The following is a 21,776-nucleotide window of genomic DNA, read 5'->3' on the forward strand; positions in this document are numbered from 1 at the left end:
TCAGCAAGCGGTCACGATCGCTTCGGGTAGCCATCGTGACCGTCCATTCACTGCGGGTATTCGGCCATCCAGGTCACGCTGAAGCGGGCTTGCCGATAGTCCAGGCGCAGCCGCGGCAGGACGAAGCCTCCGCACGAGCGACAGGTGTCGAGCAGGGTGAAGAACTCGATGGTCTCGACCTCGTCGGCCCGTTCGAGCAGGTCACGGTTCAGCGCCGAGGCGATCTGCCGTTCGGCATCGAGGTGGCGTTTGTGCTGCTTGAGCTCCAGGAAGTCGACGCGGCGCAGGCTGGTCAGCTCGGTAAAGCGTGGGTCCGGTGGCAGGCCTTGCATCGCCTGGCGCGCATCGATGTAGTGTACCAATGGCGTGGTCCTGGGATGGGCGAGGATCGTCAGCGGGCGCCGGCCAACACTGCCAGACAACGAAAAATAGACCCGTCGGCTCTGGTCCGTGAGGGTCACGCTGGCAAACGCCAGGTTGGTGGGAAACACGTGTTGGCGTAGCGCGGCGATGTCGGCGGGGCTGAGTTCCGCTGGTGCGGTGCTCAGCGTGTACGGTGAAGTGCTGCCCGATGCCGGCAGCAGGTCGTCGAGTATGCCTCGCATGCGCTGGCGCTCCAGCCCGCTGGCTGCGTTGAATTGCCTCCAGTTGGGGATGATTTCCCGATTCAGCCCTACCACGCCGTTTCGGGCGAGGCCTGCCAGGGCATCCTGTGCCGGTGATTGGGTGAGGATGTTGCGGGCGTGGATGGGTAGCAGGCGCTCTTGTGCCGCCTTCAGGAACTCCAAGAATGGCGAGGGTTGCACGGGCTCGAAGGCCGTGCCCTGATCGATCCAGTCGCGCAGCAGTTGCGTCAGATTGTCGATGTCATGCTGCAGGTTTGGGCGCTGCGCGACGATTCGGTAGGTTTCGCTGATTTCCAGGTAGCGTTCGATCGCTTCCTCGTCCTTGATCCTGGCGAAGTAGCGGCGCAGGTTTCGTGGAGGTTGTGGCAACTGGCCCGGCAGCTGGGGTGTGACGGGAAGCTGCGCCTGCCAGGCCCAGGGGGTGTAGGGCGCACCATAGAACACGCCCAGGTCGGCTTCGACGACCAGCCATCGCTCGCCGCGCCAGTCTATTATCGCGCCACGCAGCGTGCGTCGGTCGGCAATCGTACGTGCCAGGCCGCCCAGGCGGACCGGGGGGCAGTAGCGATTGATGTGCCTGACCTGGTCTGCTGTAAGGTCGTCCGGCAGGCCAAAGGCAACTTCGGCCGACGGGTCCACCACGATGCGCTTGTGATAAACGGGCGGTGCGATGACGCCAAGGCGCAATTGGGTTTCATCCACCGCCAGCGGTTTGATGCGGCTCGGGTTGCCAGGCACGTAATTGACCACCTTGCCGTCGCGCACCATGACCTGGGCCCACGTATCGAAACGGCTGTTCTGCGGGCGAAATCGGATGGGGGCCGGCTCGATTCTGACGGTCTGGAAGGCATGACTGACCTGTTGCCCGAACAGGGGCGTGCCAGCGTCGTTGGGCGGGGGCGCGAAATGCAAGGCGATACGGGCTTCAGGGCTCGGATAAGGTGGGCTTTGCACAGCGGGAGGTTGGCCCAGCAGCGGTTCGTGCTGCAGTCGGCGAGCCAGGTCGCCTGGTTGTCTGGACTGGTAGCGGTACGCTGTGCCTTGGACGATGGCGTCGACATGTTCGGCGTCACGGCGAATCAGAATGGGCCGTTCGGGGTGGTTCCAGGCCAGGGGGATATCGTTCCCCGGAAAGCGATCGAGCAGCAAGGCGTCGGGTGTCTGGCCTGGCAATGTATGCTGCTGCACCCTCAGGCCCTCGGGCCCAGGGCGGCCCATGGCAAGCTCCGGAGCGCTGTGCCAAGGCCGCAGGTCGCCCACCCGCGAATACATGGCCGCGCTGTCGGGTCCGCTGCTCCAGCGCCTGGCTGCGCGCGTGGCGCCCAGCCGTGCCGCCTTGGCATTGTCGCCCAGTACGCCTGGCAGCCTGGCGATCGGCCGGAAAAGGCGTCCGCCAACAGTGAGTACGGCGCCTGCCGAAGTGATGAAATCTGCGGCGCAACTGGCGGCGTCGGCTCCGTCTTGGGGGGCCACGCAGCTAACGCCTGGCACGATGTTCGAAAACAGTTTCAGCAGGTAGCGGCCCATGCCTACGGAGTGGGTTCTGGCCAGGAACAGCTCATGTTCGGTCGCGCCCTTGCCCAGGGCGTGCAAGGCGTCCCGATTGGCCAGGGCGATGGAGCCTGCGTAGCACTGGGCAAGGGCAGCCAGGCGATCCTTCGAAGGGGCTTCGGGTAACGCCAGCAGTGCTGGAAAATCGGCTGAATGCCACGGTCGCGCGGTCTGGTTGTACTGCTCGTATTGCAGATGCAGCTGGCTGGCGAGTCGCTCGGCTGATGTCGGAGGTATCTCGTGTGCGCGCCATTCCAGCCGCTCGGGAAAGAGCTCGCAGAGCAGGTCGCAGCTCTCGCCGGGGGCATGCACGACCATGCCCTGGGTGGCGGTTTCACGGTGCCAGTCTTCATCGGCGCCGTCGCCATACGCCAGCTGACCGGCGGGGCCCAGGTACAGTGGCCAGGTCACGGCATAGGCCGTCCAGGGTTGGTCGCGCAAGCGGTCCTGGTAGTCCTGCGGCAAGTGAGCCAGGCAGCGATCGAAGATACCCTGGTAAACCTTGCTGGCACGTTGGAACCAGGCGGCGAACGCGCTTTCGTACCAGGCTGTCACATCCGGTAGTTCGCGGATATGCCGATAGCCGGCCCCCACGTCCAGGTAGCGCTGTAGATGCTGCTGGCCATCGACGTTGTGCCCCTGCGGGTCGATCCCGGCTTGGCGCAGTTGCCGCCGGGCTTCTTCGAAACGGTCGGGCAGGTCGCGCAGGCTCTCCTGGTCCCTAAGAACTCGATAACGGTCGAGGGCCAACTGCCATTGGCGGTCGGACCAAGGCGGAGCATCCTCGAAACCGCCTTTGAGCGGTGCCCACACGGCAAGCGTATCGCGCAAGGCCGCAGCAGCGATCGGGTCACCTTCTGTCCCCGGCTGCTGCATGGCCTGCTCGGCAAGCTCGAAGGTCATCGGTTGCTGGCGAGCGATCAGCATCGACGCCCCCTGGCGGATCTGCATCCAGGGGAGGTCAGCCTGGTAGCTGAAGTCTTCCGGATAGCCCGTCAATAGCAGCTCTGGAGCGAAGCGCCGCAACAACAGTTCGCTGGCCAGTTCGGCGATCGCCGGCATGCAGGCGAGACTGGCCTGCAGGCTGTCGATCAGGTCCAGACGGATCTCGGCCACGCCGAGGTTGGCGTTGGTGGGAGTAAACAGTTCGAAATCCAGAATGAACCCTGGGCGACGTACTTCTGGCGGATACAACGTATCGACCAGGGTCTGCTCAGCCAGCGCCAGAGGGTCGCCAACGGCCTCCCACTCGGCTGCGTCGGCCAGCTCGCGCGCGCGGTCTGCGAAGCTGGCCGAGTGCAGCAGGGCATCCAGGGCTTGGTCTGAAGGGGCATTCAGCGCGAGGCCGGGCAGCCATGCCTTGCCGTACTGGTCGGCGGTGTGACCTGCCGCTTGTTCGCGGGCAGTGGGTGGTCGATAGCGGCGGCCCTGGGCATACAAAGACGCCCCCATCACCTCGAACACATGCGCGGCGCTGCTGCTACCCGCGGGTGCGGGCCACAGATGGGCGGCCAACACCGGCAACGCCAGGTAGTCGTCCACTGCCAGCGAGGGGGCGGGGGCGCGCGCTGCAAGAGGGGGGCTGGAGCGCAGTGGGTAGAGCAGCAGCGCGGCGGCGATGAAGCACTCGCGTCGACGCCGGAACAGCTGGCGGCTCCAGAAAGTCTGCGCCAGGCTGCAACTGGCGTAGGGGTGCGCTGCTGGCGGGAGCCCGGCGAGTTGCGCTGCCAAGATGTGATCGACCTCGAGTACGACCACTTTGACCCACCTGGCGAACAGCAGGGCCACGTGCTGTGCGTGTACCTGTGCATCGTCGGGGCGCTGCAGGGTGTGGTTGAAATGCGTACGAGCGGCTTCGCTGGCGAAGGCTTCGCTCAGGCGGGCGAACAGTGCCGGGTCAGCCAGCTCGGTGGGGAACCTTGAGTCAAGACCGAGGGCCCGATCGAAATGGTCGTTCAGCGAGGTGATGAGGTCTTGTGGTCCGGACAGTGGACTGTGCAGGCGCACACTTTCGGCATCGAGGGCATCGATTCGTGCGAGTAATTCGGCGGTAAGTGGCATGACGCTGCCTCCTGTGAGGGGGAGGCGAAAGATTGCGTGGCCGCAACCGAGGGTAGGTGGTATAGGAGTAGAGGAATGCTGTTGAACGGTGTGAAAACGTGATGACGGGGGTAGCCCGCAGGTCAGCCGTTTTCACACAGTCGGGTGGGGTGCGCGGTTATTCCTGGTCAGCGCTGGATTTATCGTCGCCATCCTCGACGGCAGGCGTCGGTTCGGAGTGGGCAGCAACGGTTTGCTCTTCGGGGTTCAGGCTTGGGAAGGGAAGATTCGGGATTTCATGCATCTCGTCGTTCCTCGCAAGTGTGAGTGAAAAGACTGCGCCAGGCGCGTTTCTAGGCTTTTTCAAGCTGGGGCAGGATACACAAGTCTGGATGACAGTTTGGATTTTTTCCCTGTCGCTTGTCGGTTTTGCGGGCGGATACCGGACAGATTCCATGAAAAAGGGCCCCTGACGGAGGCCCTGGTGCAGCGTTTATTTACGCCCTTCAGCTGTTTCGGCCACCTTGTCGGTGCGTGCGCACATGATGAAGTCGTTGCGGTGCAGGCCCTTGATCGAGTGGCTCCACCAGGTCACGGTGACCTTGCCCCACTCGGTCAGCAGCCCAGGGTGGTGGCCTTCGGCTTCGGCGATTTCGCCAACCGCGTTGGTGAACGCCAGGGCGTGCTTGAAGTTCTTGAACAGGAACGCGCGCTCGAGCTCCATGTGGCCGTCGCGTACCTCGATGTTCCAATCCGGAATCTCGCGGATCAACTCGGCCAGTTCCTCGTCGGTGACTTTCGGCGCGTCGGCGCGGCAGGCTTCGCAATGGGCTTGGTTCAAGGCATTCATGGGGTGTCTTCCGTTCGAGTTGTTGTCTGGGCGGGCTCAGGCGGCCGCCTTGGGAGGAAACTTCGGTGCGTGCAGGCCAAGCTGCATGGCCTGCTGGACCATGCCCATGATGTCTTCGTGGGCCAGGTCGAACAGGCGCTTGAGATTCGGCAGCACGAAGTACAGCGGCTGCAGGATGTCGATGCGATAAGGCGTGCGCATGGCTTCGATCGGGTCGAAAGCCTGATGTTCCGGCTCGCCCGACAGGCTGTAGACGGTCTCCTTGGGCGAGGACAGGATGCCGCCGCCGTAGATCTTGCAGCCTTGTGCGGTTTCCATCAGGCCGAATTCGATGGTCATCCAGTACAGCCGCGCCAGGTACACGCGCTGTTCCTTGCTGGCGGCCAGGCCAAGCTTGCCATAGGTGTGGGTGAATTCGGCGAACCAGGGGTTGGTCAGCAGCGGGCAGTGGCCGAAGATCTCATGGAAGATGTCCGGCTCCTGCAGGTAGTCGAGCTCCTCCGGGGTGCGGATGAACGTCGCGACTGGGAAGCGTTTGCTGGCCAGCAGCTCGAAGAAGGTCTGGAAGGGAATCAGCGCTGGCACCCGGGCAACCTGCCAGCCGGTGGTGGCGCCCAGCACCTTGTTGACCTCGCCGAGTTGCGGGATGCGATCGTGGGGCAGCTTGAGCTGGTCGATGCCGTCCAGGTACTCCTGGCAGGCGCGGCCTTCGATCACCTTCAGCTGACGAGTGATCAGCGTGTTCCATACCGCATGTTCCTGTTGCGGGTAGTCGATGAAGCCGTGCGCATCGGGCTCGCGTGCCACGTATTGCGTCTGTTTCATGTGGCTCTCCTGGTGAGGGCTTTCTTGTTATGTCCACGACATGACCTAGACGTTACTCGTATTGCAGCGGTTTGCACGGGGAGGGCGCGGCACGCCTGCAGTCGTTGCGAGGGTTTTCGTAACGATTATTTTACAAAAAGGCCAGGGTAACGGAAAATTCGCGGTATCGAGCTGGCAAAACCTGGAATTCTGTCAGCTTATCTTTACGAATTTTCTTCGCGGGGTTGAAAAATCTCGCTGCCCGAGACCTACCATGCGTATCAAAGTGCATTGCCAGAACCGCATCGGCATTCTTCGCGACATTCTCAACCTGCTAGTGGAATACGGCATCAACGTGCTGCGAGGCGAAGTCGGTGGCGACCATGGCAACGCCATCTACCTGCACTGCCCTAACCTGATCAACCTGCAGTTCCAGGCGCTACGCCCCAAGTTCGAGGCCATTGCCGGCGTGTTCGGCGTCAAGCGCGTGGGCCTGATGCCCAGCGAGCGGCGGCACATGGAACTCAATGCCCTGCTCGGCGCGCTGGACTTTCCGGTGCTGTCGATCGACATGGGCGGCAGCATCGTCGCTGGCAATCGCGCGGCGGCGCAGTTGCTGGGCGTGCGAGTGGACGAGGTGCCGGGCCTGCCACTGTCACGTTATGTCGAAGACTTCGACCTGCCCGAGTTGGTACGGGCCAACAAGTCGCGTATCAATGGCCTGCGCATCAAGGTCAAGAGCGATGTGTTCCTGGCTGATATCGCGCCGTTGCAGTCCGAGCATGACGACAGCGAGGCGCTGGCTGGCGCGGTGCTCACCCTGCACCGCGCCGATCGCATCGGTGAGCGCATCTACAACGTGCGCAAGCAGGAGTTGCGCGGCTTCGACAGCATCTTCCAGAGCTCGCGGGTGATGGCGGCGGTGGTGCGCGAGGCGCGTCGTATGGCGCCGCTGGATGCGCCGTTGCTGATCGAAGGCGAGACCGGCACCGGCAAGGAGTTGCTGGCGCGAGCTTGCCATCTGGCCAGCCCGCGTGGACAGTCGCCGCTGATGGCGCTCAATTGCGCCGGCTTGCCCGAATCCATGGCCGAGACCGAACTGTTCGGCTACGGCCCTGGGGCGTTCGAGGGTGCGCGCGCCGAAGGCAAGCTGGGCCTGCTGGAGCTGACGGCGGGCGGAACGCTGTTCCTCGACGGTGTCGGCGAGATGAGCCCGCGCCTGCAGGTAAAACTGCTGCGCTTCCTGCAGGATGGTTGCTTCCGCCGAGTAGGCAGCGACGAGGAGGTGTATCTGGACGTGCGGGTGATCTGTGCGACCCAGGTCGATTTGTCCGAACTGTGCGCGCGCGGCGAGTTTCGCCAGGACCTTTATCACCGGCTCAACGTGCTGTCGCTGCATATTCCGCCGCTGCGCGAGTGCATGGATGGCCTGGAAGGGCTGGTGCAGCACTTTCTCGATCAGGCCAGCCGGCAGATCGGCTGCGCCATGCCGCGTCTGGCGCCGGCGGCGATGGACAAGCTCGGCCAGTACCATTGGCCGGGCAATGTGCGGCAGTTGGAAAACGTATTGTTCCAGGCGGTTTCGTTATGCGAGGGCGGGGTGGTCAAGAGCGAACATATCCGCTTGCCGGATTATGGCGCACGGCAACCGTTGGGTGATTTTTCCCTGGACGGTGATCTTTCGCAGATTGTCGGACGATTTGAAAAGGCCGTATTGGAAAGTCTGCAGGCAGAGTTTCCAAGTAGTCGTGCATTGGGGAAACGTTTGGGTGTTTCGCACACGACGATTGCCAACAAGTTACGGGAATATAACCTGGGCAAGTCGGCGGAATAATGAGTGTTTAATTAATCGGCTGTTAATTCAAAACGGATGGTGTCGTTGGCTGGTTTGCCGGTGAAGGGGCCCCCGCAGCAGGGCCCCGGATCATCGATCAGCCGTTGGAGCAGCCGTTACCCATCACGCGGTACTCGAGAATGTGCTTCTGGCCCTGGGAGTCCTCATAGGTCATGCGGGCTGGCACCACTTCGCAGACATTTGGCACTTCGCTCATGGAGATGACGCGGGCGATGTCCAGGTGTTGCGAGTAGCTGTATTGTTCAACCGGGATCTGCTCGACATCTTTTGCTTCATCGGCCAGTGCCGCGCCGCAAAAACCGCCAAGTACCAATACCAGTAAAGCTTTCATTTTCATTTTACCTGTCTAAGGTCGTGATGGGGTGCGCGGCGCTTGTGGCGCCGCGAGTACAGCCAAGTTTCAACTATCGGGATTAGAGGGGGATTAACGTTTGCCTTCGTGGGGGCTGTTACCAGTTGTTAATCGCCTTTGCCTTGTTGGCGAGATGAATTTTATGCCCCGTTAGTTGTGGGAAACAGAGTCCGTTTTGATAAAGTTTTTTTGCCTTTTGACAGAATCGGTAACAATCGCCCTGGCAGGCCGCCCCGGTTTGCTCCCTTGCCGGGCCGCTGGCCGCGGGCTAGAGGCCCCGCGCCAGAGCCGAGCGCGATTCGCAACGCTGCGCTACTACCATCGTCGAATGGATTTTCCCGCTCTGGTACAGTTACAAACGATTCATACGGTTTCATACAAAAACAACTATTACACCGAGGTAACACAGATGAGTGCGGCTCCACTGTATCCCGTTCGTCCCGAGGTTGCGGCCACTACCCTGACCGACGAGGCCACCTACAAGGCCATGTACCAGCAATCGGTGATCAACCCGGACGGATTCTGGCGCGAGCAGGCCCAGCGTCTCGACTGGATCAAGCCCTTCAGCAAGGTCAAGCAGACCTCCTTCGACGACCACCATGTCGATATCAAGTGGTTTGCCGACGGCACTCTGAACGTGTCCTCCAACTGCCTGGACCGCCACCTCGAGGAGCGTGGTGACCAACTGGCGATCATCTGGGAGGGCGACGACCCTTCCGAACACCGCAACATCACCTACCGCGAGCTTCACGAGCAGGTGTGCAAGTTCGCCAACGCCTTGCGTGGCCAGGACGTGCACCGTGGTGACGTGGTGACCATCTACATGCCGATGATTCCCGAGGCGGTGGTGGCCATGCTGGCCTGTGCCCGCATCGGTGCGATCCATTCGGTGGTGTTCGGCGGCTTCTCCCCCGAAGCGCTGGCCGGGCGCATCATCGACTGCAAGTCCAAGGTGGTGATCACCGCCGACGAGGGCGTGCGCGGCGGTCGTCGTACTCCGCTCAAGGCCAACGTCGACCTGGCGCTGACCAACCCTGAAACCAACAGCGTACAGAAAATCATCGTGTGCAAGCGCACCGGTGGCGACATCGCCTGGCACCAACACCGCGACATCTGGTACGAGGACCTGATGAAGGTCGCCTCCAGCCACTGCGCGCCGAAGGAAATGGGCGCCGAAGAGCCGCTGTTCATCCTTTATACCTCCGGCTCCACCGGCAAGCCCAAGGGTGTGTTGCACACCACCGGGGGCTACCTGGTGTACGCCGCGCTGACCCACGAGCGCGTGTTCGACTACCGCCCGGGCGAAGTCTACTGGTGCACCGCCGACGTCGGCTGGGTCACCGGCCACAGCTACATCGTCTACGGCCCGCTGGCCAATGGCGCGACCACGCTGCTGTTCGAAGGCATCCCGAACTACCCGGACATCACCCGCGTGTCGAAGATCGTCGACAAGCACAAGGTCAACATCCTCTACACCGCACCTACCGCCATCCGCGCCATGATGGCCGAGGGCGAGGCCGCCGTGGCCGGTGCCGATGGTTCCAGCCTGCGCCTGCTGGGTTCGGTGGGTGAGCCGATCAACCCCGAGGCCTGGAACTGGTACTACAAGACCGTGGGCAAGGAGCGTTGCCCGATCGTCGATACCTGGTGGCAGACCGAGACCGGCGGCATCCTGATCAGCCCGCTGCCGGGCGCGACCGGTCTGAAGCCGGGTTCGGCCACGCGTCCGTTCTTTGGCGTGGTGCCAGCCCTGGTGGACAACCTGGGCAACCTGATCGACGGCGCGGCCGAGGGCAATCTGGTGATCCTCGATTCCTGGCCGGGCCAGTCGCGTTCGCTGTATGGCGACCACGATCGTTTCGTCGATACCTATTTCAAGACCTTCCGCGGCATGTACTTCACCGGCGATGGCGCGCGCCGCGACGAGGATGGCTACTACTGGATCACCGGTCGCGTGGATGACGTGCTCAACGTTTCCGGCCACCGCATGGGGACCGCCGAGATCGAAAGCGCCATGGTCGCCCACAGCAAGGTGGCCGAGGCCGCGGTCGTAGGCGTGCCGCATGACATCAAGGGCCAGGGCATCTATGTCTACGTCACCCTCAATGCCGGCCAGGAGCCGAGCGAGCAGTTGCGTCTGGAACTGAAGAACTGGGTGCGCAAGGAGATCGGCCCGATCGCCTCGCCTGATGTGATCCAGTGGGCCCCAGGCCTGCCCAAGACCCGCTCGGGCAAGATCATGCGGCGTATCTTGCGCAAGATCGCCACAGGTGAATACGATGCGCTGGGCGATATCTCGACCCTGGCCGACCCGGGTGTGGTGCAGCACCTGATCGATACCCACAAGGCGATGAGCCTGGCTTCGGCCTGATAGATCCTGGGCTGCCTGCCAGCCTATGGGCGCTTCCCACAAACCCCGCCAGGGCAATCGGCGGGGTTTGTGCTTTTCTGTCACCCGGCATTCATCGGTAACTCTTTGTGTCACCGCTTTCGCACGCAAACGGGGCAGGAAGAAACAGCTGTGAATTTTTTCGGTGCATTTTGTAGGCATTTTTTACAAGAGCGCAGCCTTCACTTGCCGTCCTACAAGGCTTTGCCAATAATAGGCCCGTTAATTGCTAGTTCTCTAGGTCCTGTTCCTTGCGCTCTTGCATATATTGCAGAGGCTGTCAACCTCGCCCGCCGCAGTTTCTTGCGCTTCTATACGTAGTTGTCGCTTTCAAGAAATATCGACTACCGGGCTGTCGTTAAAATGCCACTCACTCGCTCGTGGTCTGCGACCTTGGTCGATGCCCCGTAGCTGCGTTGTACCCATTCGCAAATCGGGCAGCCGTTACCCCTGCCTTGTATTGCCCCGTGACGATGGAGTTACCTGATGAAGAAGCTCGCACTGCTTGGCGCCCTGGCGCTGTCCGTGTTTTCCCTGGTGTCGCAGGCCGATGAAAAGCCGCTGAAGATTGGCATCGAAGCCGCCTACCCTCCGTTCGCCTTCAAGCAGCCCGATGGCAGCATCGCCGGCTTCGACTACGACATCGGCAATGCCTTGTGCGAAGAGATGAAAGCCAAGTGCACCTGGGTCGAGCAGGAGTTCGACGGCCTGATTCCGGCGCTCAAGGTGCGCAAGATCGACGCTATCCTGTCGTCCATGTCGATCACCGACGACCGCAAGAAGTCGGTCGACTTCACCAAGCGCTACTACCTGACCCCGGCACGCCTGGTGATGAAGGAAGGCACCACCGTCAGTGAAGGTCTCGACGAGCTCAAGGGCAAGAAGATCGGCGTGCAGCGTGGCTCGATCCACGACCGTTTCGCCAAGGAAGTGCTGGCGCCGAAGGGCGCTACCGTCGTGCCGTATGGCACCCAGAATGAAATCTACCTGGACGTCGCCGCTGGACGCCTGGACGGCACCGTTGCCGACGCCACCCTGCTTGAAGATGGCTTCCTGAAGACCGACGCCGGCAAGGGCTTCGCCTTCGTCGGGCCATCGTTCACCGACGTGAAGTACTTCGGTGACGGCGTCGGCATCGCCGTGCGCAAGGGCGACGACGCCAACCGCGAGCGCATCAATGCTGCCATCGACGCCATCCGCGCCAACGGCAAGTACAAAGAAATCGAGAAGAAGTACTTCAACTTCGATATCTACGGTCCAGACTCGAACTAAGACGTCGAGTTTCACCGCTCCAATGGTGCAAACAGCAGAGGCTCTGAGGTTTGCACCATTTTTCATTCCCAAGCCCTGAGGAATCCCAATCATGTTGAAAGGCTACGGGGCAGTCATCCTCGACGGGGCGTGGCTGACGCTACAGCTCGCCCTGTCGTCGATGGCCCTGGCCATCGTGCTCGGCCTGATCGGCGTGGCGCTGCGTTTGTCGCCGGTGCGCTGGCTGGCTTGGCTGGGGGATCTGTATTCCACGGTGATTCGTGGCATCCCCGACCTGGTCCTGATCCTGCTGATCTTCTACGGCGGGCAGGACATCATCAACCGGCTGGCACCGCTGCTCGGCTACGAGGACTACATCGACCTCAACCCACTGGTTGCCGGTATCGGTACCTTGGGCTTCATATTCGGCGCGTACCTGTCGGAAACCTTCCGTGGCGCGTTTCTCGGTATCCCCAAGGGCCAGGCCGAGGCCGGGGTGGCCTATGGCATGAGCGCGCGCCAGGTGTTTTTCCGTATCCAGGTGCCGCAGATGATCCGCCTGGCCATTCCAGGCTTCACCAACAACTGGCTGGTGCTGACCAAGGCCACGGCACTGATCTCGGTGGTCGGCCTGCAGGACATGATGTTCAAGGCCAAGCAGGCGGCCGATGCCACCCGCGAACCTTTCACGTTCTTCCTGGCGGTGGCCGCGTTGTATCTGGTTATCACCAGCATCTCGCTGCTGGCCCTGAAGTATCTCGAGCGCCGCTATTCGGTGGGCGTCAAGGTGGCTGAGCTATGATCTTCGACTACAACGTGGTGTGGGAGGCCATGCCGCTTTACCTCGGCGGCCTGCTGACCACCCTCAAGCTGCTGGCGCTGTCGTTGTTCTTTGGCCTGCTGGCGGCGATCCCGCTGGGGCTGATGCGGGTGTCCAAGCAGCCGCTGGTGAACCTTGTCGCCTGGCTGTACACCTACGTGATTCGCGGCACGCCGATGCTGGTGCAGCTGTTCCTGATCTACTACGGCCTGGCCCAGTTCGAGGCGGTACGCAGCAGCGTATTCTGGCCGTTGCTGTCCAGCGCCACGTTCTGCGCTTGCCTGGCGTTCGCCGTCAATACCAGCGCCTACACGGCGGAGATCATCGCCGGCAGTCTCAAGGCCACGCCCCACGGCGAGATCGAGGCGGCCAAGGCCATGGGCATGTCGCGCATGAAGATGTACCGGCGCATCCTGCTACCCTCGGCCCTGCGCCGGGCGCTGCCGCAGTACAGCAACGAAGTGATCATGATGCTGCAGACCACCAGCCTGGCGTCGATCGTCACCCTGATCGACATCACTGGCGCCGCGCGTACGGTCAATGCCCAGTACTACCTGCCTTTCGAGGCCTATATCACGGCGGGCGTGTTCTACCTGTGCCTGACCTTCATCCTCGTGCGCCTGTTCAAGATGGCCGAACGCCGCTGGCTCGGCTACCTGGCGCCGCGCAAGCACTGAACGCTCTGTGAGAACCGACAGCATGTACAAACTCGAAGTCCAAGACCTGCACAAGCGCTATGGCACCCACGAAGTGCTCAAGGGCGTTTCCCTGGCGGCCAAGGCAGGCGATGTGATCAGCATCATCGGCTCCAGTGGTTCGGGCAAGTCTACTTTCCTGCGCTGCATCAACCTGCTCGAGCAGCCCCACGCCGGCAAGATCCTGCTCAACAACGAGGCGCTCAAGCTGGTCCCCGGCAAGGATGGCGCGCTCAAGGCCGCCGACCCACGGCAGCTGCAGCGCATGCGCTCGCGCCTGTCGATGGTGTTCCAGCATTTCAACCTGTGGTCGCACATGACCGCGTTGGAGAATGTGATCGAGGCGCCGGTGCATGTGCTGGGCGTGAACAAGAAAGAAGCGCTGGAAAAGGCCGAGCACTACCTGGCCAAGGTCGGCGTCGCGCATCGCAAGGATGCTTTCCCCGGGCATATGTCCGGTGGTGAGCAGCAGCGTGTGGCGATTGCCCGAGCGCTGGCCATGGAGCCGGAGGTGATGCTGTTCGACGAGCCGACCTCGGCGCTCGACCCCGAACTGGTGGGCGATGTGCTCAAGGTCATGCAGGCGCTGGCCCAGGAAGGCCGTACCATGGTGGTGGTGACCCACGAAATGGGCTTCGCCCGCGAGGTGTCCAACCAGCTGGTGTTCCTCCACCAGGGCCGGGTGGAAGAGCGCGGCTGCCCCCGCGAGGTGCTGGCCAACCCGCAATCGGATCGCCTGCGGCAGTTCCTTTCCGGTAGCCTGAAGTAAAGGCTGCCGCTTTGCACCAGAATAGGGCATGCTGCGCAACGCGCGCAGCCTGCCCCAGGCGCCACAGACTCGAACGACCTCAGGTTTCGGACCGTACCCTATGACCACCCAGCGAATCGGTTTTCTCACCTGGCCCAGCACCAAGCCCCTGACCTTGGCGCTGGCCGAAGAAGTCCTGCAGGTGGCCCAGCAGGTGCATCCGGAAGTGGCCTACGAGCTGGTGTTCCTGCAGGCCGAGCCGGCCGAGGAGGGTGCCTGGCGCTTGCCGGGCGAGCCCTGGAATGGCCGCCTGGACGGTTGCCACAAGTTGTTCCTGCTGGCCGACGAGCCGCCGCTGGCGGTGGCTTCGGCGCTGGGGGCCGCGCTCAAGCAGCTGGCTCGCAGCGGTTGCATGATCGGCGGGCTGTCGGCCGGAGTCTATCCATTGGCCCTGCTGGGGTTGGTCGATGGTTACCGCGCTGCGGTGCACTGGCGCTGGCAGGATGATTTCGCCGAGCGTTTTCCCAAGGTGATCGCCACCAGCCACCTGTTCGACTGGGACCGCGATCGCCTGACGGCGTGCGGCGGCATGGCGGTGACCGACCTGCTGCTGGCGGTGCTGGCCCGTGACCACGGTGCCGAGCTCGCCGGGGCGGTATCGGAGGAGCTGGTGGTCGAGCGCATCCGCGAAGGTGGCGAGCGCCAGCGCATTCCCCTGCAGAATCGCCTGGGCTCGAGCCATCCGAAGCTGACCCAGGCGGTGCTGTTGATGGAAGCCAACATCGAGGAGCCGCTGACCACCGACGAGATCGCCCAGCACGTGTGCGTGTCGCGCCGGCAGTTGGAACGAATCTTCAAGCAGTACCTCAACCGCGTGCCCAGCCAGTACTACCTGGAGCTGCGTCTGAACAAGGCGCGGCAGATGCTCATGCAGACCAGCAAGTCGATCATCCAGATCGGGTTGTCCTGCGGGTTCTCCTCGGGGCCGCATTTTTCCAGTGCCTACCGTAATTTCTTCGGCGCCACGCCGCGTGAAGACCGTAACCAGCGGCGTAACAGCAGCCCGTTCGAGCTGAGCTCGGCGCCTGCTGAAAAGGGCTGAGTCTTCTGTTGTCTGTCTGGCCTCTTCGCGGGTGAACCCGCTCCTACAGGATCCCAGCAGTATTCGAAACCTGTGCGGTATCTGTAGGAGCGGGTTTACCCGCGAAGAGGCCACCCTAGTCAGCATCTCTTGTTGATGTGAACACCCGTTCACCCAGCCCCTTCTCTCCCGTACACTGCGCCATTGCGACAAAATTTGTCGCATTGCCGAAAGCCCCGGTAAAACTGAGGTTTTGCGCTGTAACAAGTTGTCGCTTGGCCGCAAGGACAGGCGCGGATCAGTCCTTACAATCCCCCCATCGCTCGCCACTTCAAGGCCAGCGTTCCTCTTCAGGAGACTCAGATGTCCGTTGAGCAAGCCCCGGTGCAACGTGCCGATTTCGACCAGGTCATGGTTCCCAACTATTCTCCGGCGGCCTTCATTCCTGTGCGAGGCGAGGGTTCCCGCGTCTGGGATCAATCGGGCCGCGAGCTCATCGACTTCGCCGGCGGCATCGCGGTGAACGCCCTGGGCCACTGCCACCCGGCGCTGGTCAAGGCGCTGACCGAGCAGGCCAACACCCTCTGGCACGTATCCAACGTGTTCACCAACGAGCCGGCCCTGCGCCTGGCCCACAAGCTGGTGGACGCGACCTTCGCCGACCGCGCCTTCTTCTGCAACTCCGGCGCCGAGTCCAACGAGGCCGCCTTCAAGCTGGCCCGTCGCGTTGCCCATGACCGCTTCGGCCCGGACAAGCACGAAATCATCGCCACCGTGAACAGCTTCCACGGGCGTACCCTGTTCACCGTCAGCGTCGGTGGCCAGCCCAAGTACTCCGACGGCTTCGGGCCGAAGATCACCGGCATCAGCCACGTGCCGTACAACGACCTGGAAGCCCTCAAGGCGCAGATTTCCGACAAGACCTGCGCCGTGGTGATCGAGCCGATCCAGGGTGAAAGCGGCGTGGTGCCGGCCGACAAAGCCTACCTGGAGGGTGCCCGCAAGCTGTGTGACGAGCACAATGCCCTGCTGATCTTCGATGAAGTGCAGACCGGCGTTGGCCGTACCGGCTCGCTGTATGCCTACCAGCACTACGGCGTGACCCCTGACATCCTGACCAGTGCCAAGAGTTTGGGTGGCGGTTTCCCGATCGGCGCCATGCTGACCACCGCCGAACTGGCCAAGCACCTGGCCGTCGGCACCCACGGCACCACCTACGGTGGCAACCCGCTGGGCTGCGCCGTCGCCTGCGCGGTGCTGGATGTGGTCAACACCCCAGAGACCCTGGCCGGCATCAAGGCCAAGCACGAGCGCTTCAAGGCTCGCCTGGAGCAGATCGGCCAGCAATACAAGCTGTTCTCCCAGGTGCGTGGGGTCGGCCTGCTGATTGGCTGCGTGCTGACCGAAGCCTGGCAAGGCAAGGCCAAGGACGTGCTCAACGCCGCCGAGCAGGAAGGCGTGATGGTGCTGCAGGCTGGCCCGGACGTGGTCCGCTTTGCACCGAGCCTGGTGGTCGAGGACGCCGACATCGATGAAGGCCTGGAGCGCTTCGAGCGCGCCGTGGCCAAGCTGGTCCAGGGCTGAGGCCCGTTCGCCGGCGACGCTGCTCCACGGCGGCGCCGGCGATACCGATTTCCAGAGTGGGTGCGTGTTGGCAGGTTGCTGGCGCATCCGCCGTTTTTCCGTGCCGAGCCTTTCGGCACGCTGACCCGAAAGGAGTGACACCATGCTGGTGATGCGCCCCGCGCAAATGGCTGATCTGAACGAAGTGCAGCGCATGGCTGCCGACAGCCCCATTGGTGTCACCTCGCTGCCGGACGATGCCGCGCGCCTGGGCGACAAGATCGCCGCCTCGGAAACCTCCTTCGCCGCCGAAGTCATGTTCAATGGCGAGGAAACCTACTTCTTCGTGCTCGAGGACAGCGAGACCGGCAAGCTCGCCGGCTGTTCGGCCATCGTCGCCTCGGCCGGTTACTCCGAGCCGTTCTACAGCTTTCGCAACGAGACCTTCGTGCATGCTTCCCGCGAGCTGAAGATCCACAACAAGATCCACGTGCTTTCACTGTGCCATGACCTCACAGGCAACAGCCTGCTGACCAGTTTCTACGTGCTGCCTGAGCTGGTGAGCAGCGGCTGGGCCGAACTCAATTCGCGCGGCCGCCTGCTGTTCATGGCCTCGCACCCGGAGCGCTTCGCCGACTCGGTGGTCACCGAGATCGTCGGCTACAGCGACGAGCAGGGCGAGTCGCCGTTCTGGGATGCCATCGGGCGCAACTTCTTCGACCTCAACTACGCCGATGCCGAGCGCCTGTGCGGCCTGAAAAGCCGCACCTTCCTCGCCGAGCTGATGCCGCACTACCCGATCTACGTGCCGCTGCTGCCGGACCAGGCCCAGGAAGCCATGGGCCAGGTGCACCCGCGCGCGCAGATCACCTTCGACATCCTGATGCGCGACGGCTTCGAGACCGAGCACTACATCGACATCTTCGATGGCGGTCCGACCCTGCATGCGCGCACCTCGGGCATCCGTTCGATCGCCCAGAGCCGGGTGGCGCCGGTCAAGCTCGAGGAGACGCCGAGCAAGGGCGGGCGGCCGTACCTGGTGTGTAACGGCCTGTTGCAGGACTACCGTGCGGTGCTGCTGGAACTCGACTGGGTGCCGGGCAAACCGGTCGGCCTGGGCAGTGCCGCAGCCGAGGCGCTGGGAGTGGGCGAGGGCGCGAGCGTGCGCCTGGTCGCGGTCTGAAGCCGGGCTGACGACGCCCGCGGTATAGAGAGTTTCGCGCAGGGGGCAAGCCCGCGCACAAGGAGATAGCATGATCGTTCGTCCCGTACGCAGCAGCGATTTACCCGCGCTGATCGAATTGGCACGCAGCACCGGTACCACTGGCCTGACCTCCCTGCCGGCCAACGAGGAGCGCCTCGGCCATCGCGTCGGCTGGGCCGAGAAGAGCTTCCGTGGCGAGGCCGAGCGTGGCGACACCGACTACCTGTTCGTGCTGGAGAACGACGAAGGCCTGGTGGTCGGCATCAGTGCCATCGCCGGTGCCGTGGGCTTGCGCGAGCCCTGGTACAACTACCGGGTCGGGCTCACCGTCAGCGCCTCCCAGGAACTGAACATCTACCGCGAGATCCCGACCCTGTTCCTGGCCAACGACCTGACCGGCAACTCCGAGTTGTGCTCGCTGTTCCTGCGCAGCGACCACCGCTCAGGCCTCAACGGCCGCCTGCTGTCGCGGGCGCGGATGCTGTTCATCGCCGAGTTTCCCGAGCTGTTCGGCAACAAGATCATCGCCGAGATGCGCGGCATCTCCGACGAGCACGGCCGTTCGCCGTTCTGGGAGTGCCTGGGGCGGCACTTCTTCAGGATGGAATTCAGCCAGGCCGACTACCTCACCGGCGTGGGCAACAAGTCGTTCATCGCCGAGCTGATGCCCAAGTTCCCGCTGTACACCTGCTTCCTGTCAGAGGCCGCACGCAGTGTGATCGGGCGCGTGCACACCGACACCGAGCCTGCCCTGGCGATGCTCAAGCAGGAGGGGTTCAGCTACCAGGGCTATGTCGATATCTTCGATGCCGGCCCTGCCATCGAATGCGAGACCGCCAAGGTGCGCGCGGTGCGCGACAGCCAGACCCTGGTGCTGGCCGTGGGCACGCCCGGCGACGATGCCACCCCGTACATCATCCACAACCGCAAGCGCGACGACTGCCGGATCACGGCGGCGCCGGCGCGCCTGGCTGCCGGTACCCTGGTGGTCGACCCGGCGACCGCCAAGCGCCTGCGCATGGGCGCTGGCGACAACGTGCGAGCGGTGCCGCTGTCGGCGAGCCGGGAGGGTCAGTAAATGTACAGCCACTACATCGCAGGCACCTGGCAGCCCGGGCAGGGCGCGCCCTTGCAGTCGCTCAACCCGGTCAGCCAGGCGCAGGTCTGGCAGGGGCATGCCGCCGACGCCGCGCAGGTCGAGGCGGCCGTGCAGGCTGCCCGCCAGGCATTTCCTGCCTGGGCGCAGCTGAGCCTGGAGGCACGCATCAGCCTGCTCGAGGCCTTTGCCGATCAGCTCAAGGCTAATGCCGATGCGCTGGCCCACTGCATTGGCAGCGAAACCGGCAAGCCCCTGTGGGAAGCGGCGACCGAAGTCACCAGCATGGTCAACAAGGTGGCGATTTCGGTGCAAAGCTACCGAGAACGCACGGGCGAGAAGAGTGGCCCGCTGGCCGATGCCACTGCCGTGCTGCGGCACAAGCCGCATGGCGTGGTGGCCGTGTTCGGCCCCTACAATTTCCCTGGGCACCTGCCCAACGGGCACATCGTCCCGGCCCTGTTGGCGGGCAACTGCGTGGTGTTCAAGCCCAGCGAGCTGACGCCCAAGGTCGCCGAATTGACGCTCAACTGCTGGATCGCCGCCGGCTTGCCGGCCGGTGTGCTCAACCTGGTCCAGGGAGGGCGTGAAACCGGTGTGGCGCTGGCCGCCAACCCTGGCATCGACGGGCTGTTCTTCACCGGCTCCAGCCGTACCGGCAACTCGCTGCACCAACAGTTCGCCGGGCGCCCGGACAAGATCCTGGCGCTGGAAATGGGCGGCAACAACCCGTTGCTGGTCGACCAGGTCAAGGACCTCGACGCGGCGGTGTACACCATCATCCAGTCGGCGTTCATTTCCGCCGGCCAGCGCTGCACCTGCGCGCGCCGCCTGCTGGTGCCGCAAGGCGATTGGGGCGACGCCTTGCTGGCCCGACTGGTCGAGGTGTGCCGCACCCTCACCGTGGGCGCCTTCGACCAGCAGCCGGCGCCGTTCATGGGCTCGGTGATTTCCCTGGAGGCAGCGCACGTGCTGCTCGCGGCCCAGGCCGATCTGCTGGGCAAGGGCGGCGTGGCACTGCTGGCGATGGCCCAGCCGCAAGCCGATGCGGCCCTGCTGACGCCTGGCATCATCGATGTCAGTGGCGTGGCCGAGCGCCCTGACGAGGAGTTGTTCGGCCCGCTGCTGCAGGTGATCCGCTACAGCGACTTCGATGCCGCCATCGATGAGGCCAACAACACCCAGTACGGCCTCGCCGCCGGGCTGTTGTCCGATTCGCGGGCGCGTTACCAGTACTTCTGGCTGCGCAGTCGCGCCGGCATCGTCAACTGGAACAAGCAACTGACGGGCGCCGCCAGCAGCGCGCCGTTCGGTGGCGTAGGCGCCAGTGGCAACCACCGCGCCAGCGCCTATTACGCCGCCGATTACTGCGCCTACCCCGTGGCTTCGCTGGAAACCGCCAACCTTGCTCTGCCGGCGACCCTGACGCCGGGCGTCACTTTATAACAACTGGCCGCTGAGCCTATAACAACAGGCCACGGAGCCTAGCCGATGAAATCCTACGAAGTGAATTTTGATGGCCTGGTGGGGCCTACCCACAATTACGGCGGCTTGTCCTACGGCAACGTGGCTTCGCAGAGCAACAGCCAGCAGGCGTCCAACCCGCGTGAAGCGGCGCGTCAGGGCCTGGCAAAGATGAAGGCGCTGGCCGACCTCGGTTTCAAGCAAGGCGTGATCGCCCCGCAGGAGCGCCCCGACCTGGCGGCCCTGCGGCGCCTGGGTTTTGCCGGCAGCGATGGCGAGGTGATCCAGCGCGCCGCCCGCGAGGCCATGCCCTTGCTGGTGGCCAGTTGCTCGGCATCGAGCATGTGGGTGGCCAATGCCGCCACCGTCAGCCCGAGTGCCGACACGGCCGATGGGCGCGTGCACTTCACTGCGGCCAACCTCAACTGCAAGTACCACCGCAGCATCGAGCACCCGACCACCAGCCGGGTGCTGGCGGCGATGTTCGCCGATGACCGGCACTTCGCCCACCATCCGGCATTGCCGGCGGTGGCGCAGTTCGGCGATGAGGGCGCGGCCAACCACACGCGCTTGTGCCGTGACTATGGCGAGCCGGGAGTCGAGTTCTTCGTGTATGGGCGCAGCGCCTTCGACAGCCGCTACCCGGCGCCGCAGAAGTACCCCGCGCGCCAGACCCTCGAAGCCTCCCAGGCGGTGGCCAGGCTGCATGGCCTGAGCGACGACGGGGTGGTCTACGCTCAACAGAATCCGGCGGTGATCGATCAGGGCGTGTTCCACAACGACGTGATTGCGGTGGGTAACGGCGAGGTGCTGTTCCACCATGAGGACGCCTTCCTCGACAGCGATGCGGTACTTGGCCAGCTGCAGGCTAAACTGGCCAGCAGGGGCGGCCGTTTCCAGTCCGTCCAGGTGCCGCGGGCAGCGGTGGCGGTGGAAGACGCGGTGCGCTCCTACCTGTTCAACAGCCAGCTGCTCAGCCGCGACGATGGCTCGATGTTGCTGGTGGTGCCGGAAGAGTGTCGCAACAACGAGCGGGTCTGGGCTTACCTGGAGCAATTGACCCGCCAGGGCGGCCCGGTGCGTGAGGTCAAGGTGTTCGACCTCAAGCAGAGCATGCAGAACGGCGGCGGGCCCGCTTGCCTGCGTTTGCGGGTGGCCTTGAAGGAAACCGAACTGGCGGCGGTCAATCCAGGCGTTATCATGACCGCGCCGCTGTACGAGACGCTCGTGCAGTGGGTCGACAAGCACTACCGCGACCGCCTCGGCGAAGCGGACCTTGCCGACCCGCAACTGCTGATCGAGTGCCGCGCGGCACTGGATGAGCTGACCCAGATCCTGCAGTTGGGTTCGGTCTATCCGTTCCAACGCCAACCTTGAAGAGAGTAAT

The 21,776-nt window shown here is 63.5% G+C and carries 17 protein-coding genes; 12 read left to right on the plus strand and 5 right to left on the minus strand.

Translation table 11 applies throughout. The annotated features are described in order from the left end of the window. Window positions 1–47: 47 nt before the first annotated feature. From IAE37_RS13530 to phhA, 4 genes are all read right to left on the minus strand, one after another. Window positions 48–4,238, minus strand: coding sequence for a deaminase domain-containing protein (locus IAE37_RS13530; RefSeq protein WP_201174376.1), 4,191 nt, complete (start codon window positions 4,236–4,238; stop codon window positions 48–50). Between the two features lie 157 nt (window positions 4,239–4,395). After that, complete coding sequence (locus IAE37_RS29015; RefSeq protein WP_268933319.1) at window positions 4,396–4,521, minus strand: hypothetical protein; 126 nt, start codon at window positions 4,519–4,521, stop codon at window positions 4,396–4,398. Window positions 4,522–4,710: 189 nt separating this feature from the next. After that, the gene (locus tag IAE37_RS13535; RefSeq protein ID WP_201174378.1) at window positions 4,711–5,067 is read right to left on the minus strand and encodes a 4a-hydroxytetrahydrobiopterin dehydratase; all 357 of its coding nucleotides are present in this window, start codon (window positions 5,065–5,067) and stop codon (window positions 4,711–4,713) included. Window positions 5,068–5,103: 36 nt separating this feature from the next. After that, on the minus strand, window positions 5,104–5,892 hold the full coding sequence (phhA, locus tag IAE37_RS13540) for a phenylalanine 4-monooxygenase (RefSeq protein WP_201174380.1): 789 nt from the start codon (window positions 5,890–5,892) through the stop codon (window positions 5,104–5,106). A 253-nt stretch (window positions 5,893–6,145) separates the two neighbouring features. On the opposite strand from phhA, the gene IAE37_RS13545 reads away from it, so the two are divergent. Next, complete coding sequence (locus IAE37_RS13545) at window positions 6,146–7,705, plus strand: sigma-54-dependent transcriptional regulator (RefSeq protein ID WP_201174382.1); 1,560 nt, start codon at window positions 6,146–6,148, stop codon at window positions 7,703–7,705. Window positions 7,706–7,802: 97 nt separating this feature from the next. On the opposite strand, the gene IAE37_RS13550 is transcribed toward IAE37_RS13545, so the two are convergent. Beyond that, the gene (locus IAE37_RS13550) at window positions 7,803–8,057 is read right to left on the minus strand and encodes a DUF2790 domain-containing protein (RefSeq protein WP_201174385.1); all 255 of its coding nucleotides are present in this window, start codon (window positions 8,055–8,057) and stop codon (window positions 7,803–7,805) included. Between the two features lie 430 nt (window positions 8,058–8,487). Between IAE37_RS13550 and acs the strand changes: the two genes are divergently transcribed. From acs to astB, 11 genes are all read left to right on the plus strand, one after another. After that, entirely contained in the window at window positions 8,488–10,449 is a 1,962-nt protein-coding gene (acs, locus tag IAE37_RS13555) for an acetate--CoA ligase (protein WP_201174387.1), read from the plus strand. A 504-nt stretch (window positions 10,450–10,953) separates the two neighbouring features. Further along, window positions 10,954–11,739 (plus strand): ABC transporter substrate-binding protein, encoded by a 786-nt coding sequence (locus IAE37_RS13560; protein WP_201174389.1) that lies wholly within the window; start codon window positions 10,954–10,956, stop codon window positions 11,737–11,739. Between the two features lie 91 nt (window positions 11,740–11,830). Further along, on the plus strand, window positions 11,831–12,520 hold the full coding sequence (locus tag IAE37_RS13565; RefSeq protein WP_201174391.1) for an ABC transporter permease: 690 nt from the start codon (window positions 11,831–11,833) through the stop codon (window positions 12,518–12,520). Further along, entirely contained in the window at window positions 12,517–13,215 is a 699-nt protein-coding gene (locus IAE37_RS13570) for an ABC transporter permease (RefSeq protein ID WP_201174394.1), read from the plus strand. Before IAE37_RS13565 ends, IAE37_RS13570 begins: the two co-directional genes overlap by 4 nt. A gap of 22 nt (window positions 13,216–13,237) precedes the next feature. Beyond that, entirely contained in the window at window positions 13,238–14,002 is a 765-nt protein-coding gene (locus IAE37_RS13575; protein ID WP_201174396.1) for an ABC transporter ATP-binding protein, read from the plus strand. Between the two features lie 100 nt (window positions 14,003–14,102). Next, window positions 14,103–15,083, plus strand: coding sequence for a transcriptional regulator ArgR (argR, locus tag IAE37_RS13580; RefSeq protein WP_201174398.1), 981 nt, complete (start codon window positions 14,103–14,105; stop codon window positions 15,081–15,083). 342 nt (window positions 15,084–15,425) lie between these two features. Continuing rightward, window positions 15,426–16,646 carry an aspartate aminotransferase family protein gene (locus IAE37_RS13585; protein ID WP_201174400.1) on the plus strand — a complete coding sequence of 407 codons (1,221 nt, stop codon included), beginning with the start codon at window positions 15,426–15,428 and terminating at the stop codon, window positions 16,644–16,646. 142 nt (window positions 16,647–16,788) lie between these two features. After that, window positions 16,789–17,808, plus strand: a complete 1,020-nt coding sequence (gene aruF / locus IAE37_RS13590) for an arginine/ornithine succinyltransferase subunit alpha (protein ID WP_201174401.1) — start codon at window positions 16,789–16,791, stop codon at window positions 17,806–17,808. A gap of 70 nt (window positions 17,809–17,878) precedes the next feature. Next, window positions 17,879–18,907, plus strand: a complete 1,029-nt coding sequence (gene astA, locus IAE37_RS13595) for an arginine N-succinyltransferase (RefSeq protein ID WP_201174403.1) — start codon at window positions 17,879–17,881, stop codon at window positions 18,905–18,907. Next, complete coding sequence (gene astD / locus IAE37_RS13600) at window positions 18,908–20,371, plus strand: succinylglutamate-semialdehyde dehydrogenase (protein ID WP_201174405.1); 1,464 nt, start codon at window positions 18,908–18,910, stop codon at window positions 20,369–20,371. It abuts the gene before it with no gap. A gap of 45 nt (window positions 20,372–20,416) precedes the next feature. After that, entirely contained in the window at window positions 20,417–21,766 is a 1,350-nt protein-coding gene (gene astB / locus IAE37_RS13605; protein ID WP_201174407.1) for an N-succinylarginine dihydrolase, read from the plus strand. Window positions 21,767–21,776 lie beyond the last annotated feature (10 nt).

The organism is Pseudomonas sp. S31 (genome assembly GCF_016648105.1).
In the GTDB taxonomy this organism is placed as follows: Bacteria; Pseudomonadota; Gammaproteobacteria; order Pseudomonadales; family Pseudomonadaceae; genus Aquipseudomonas.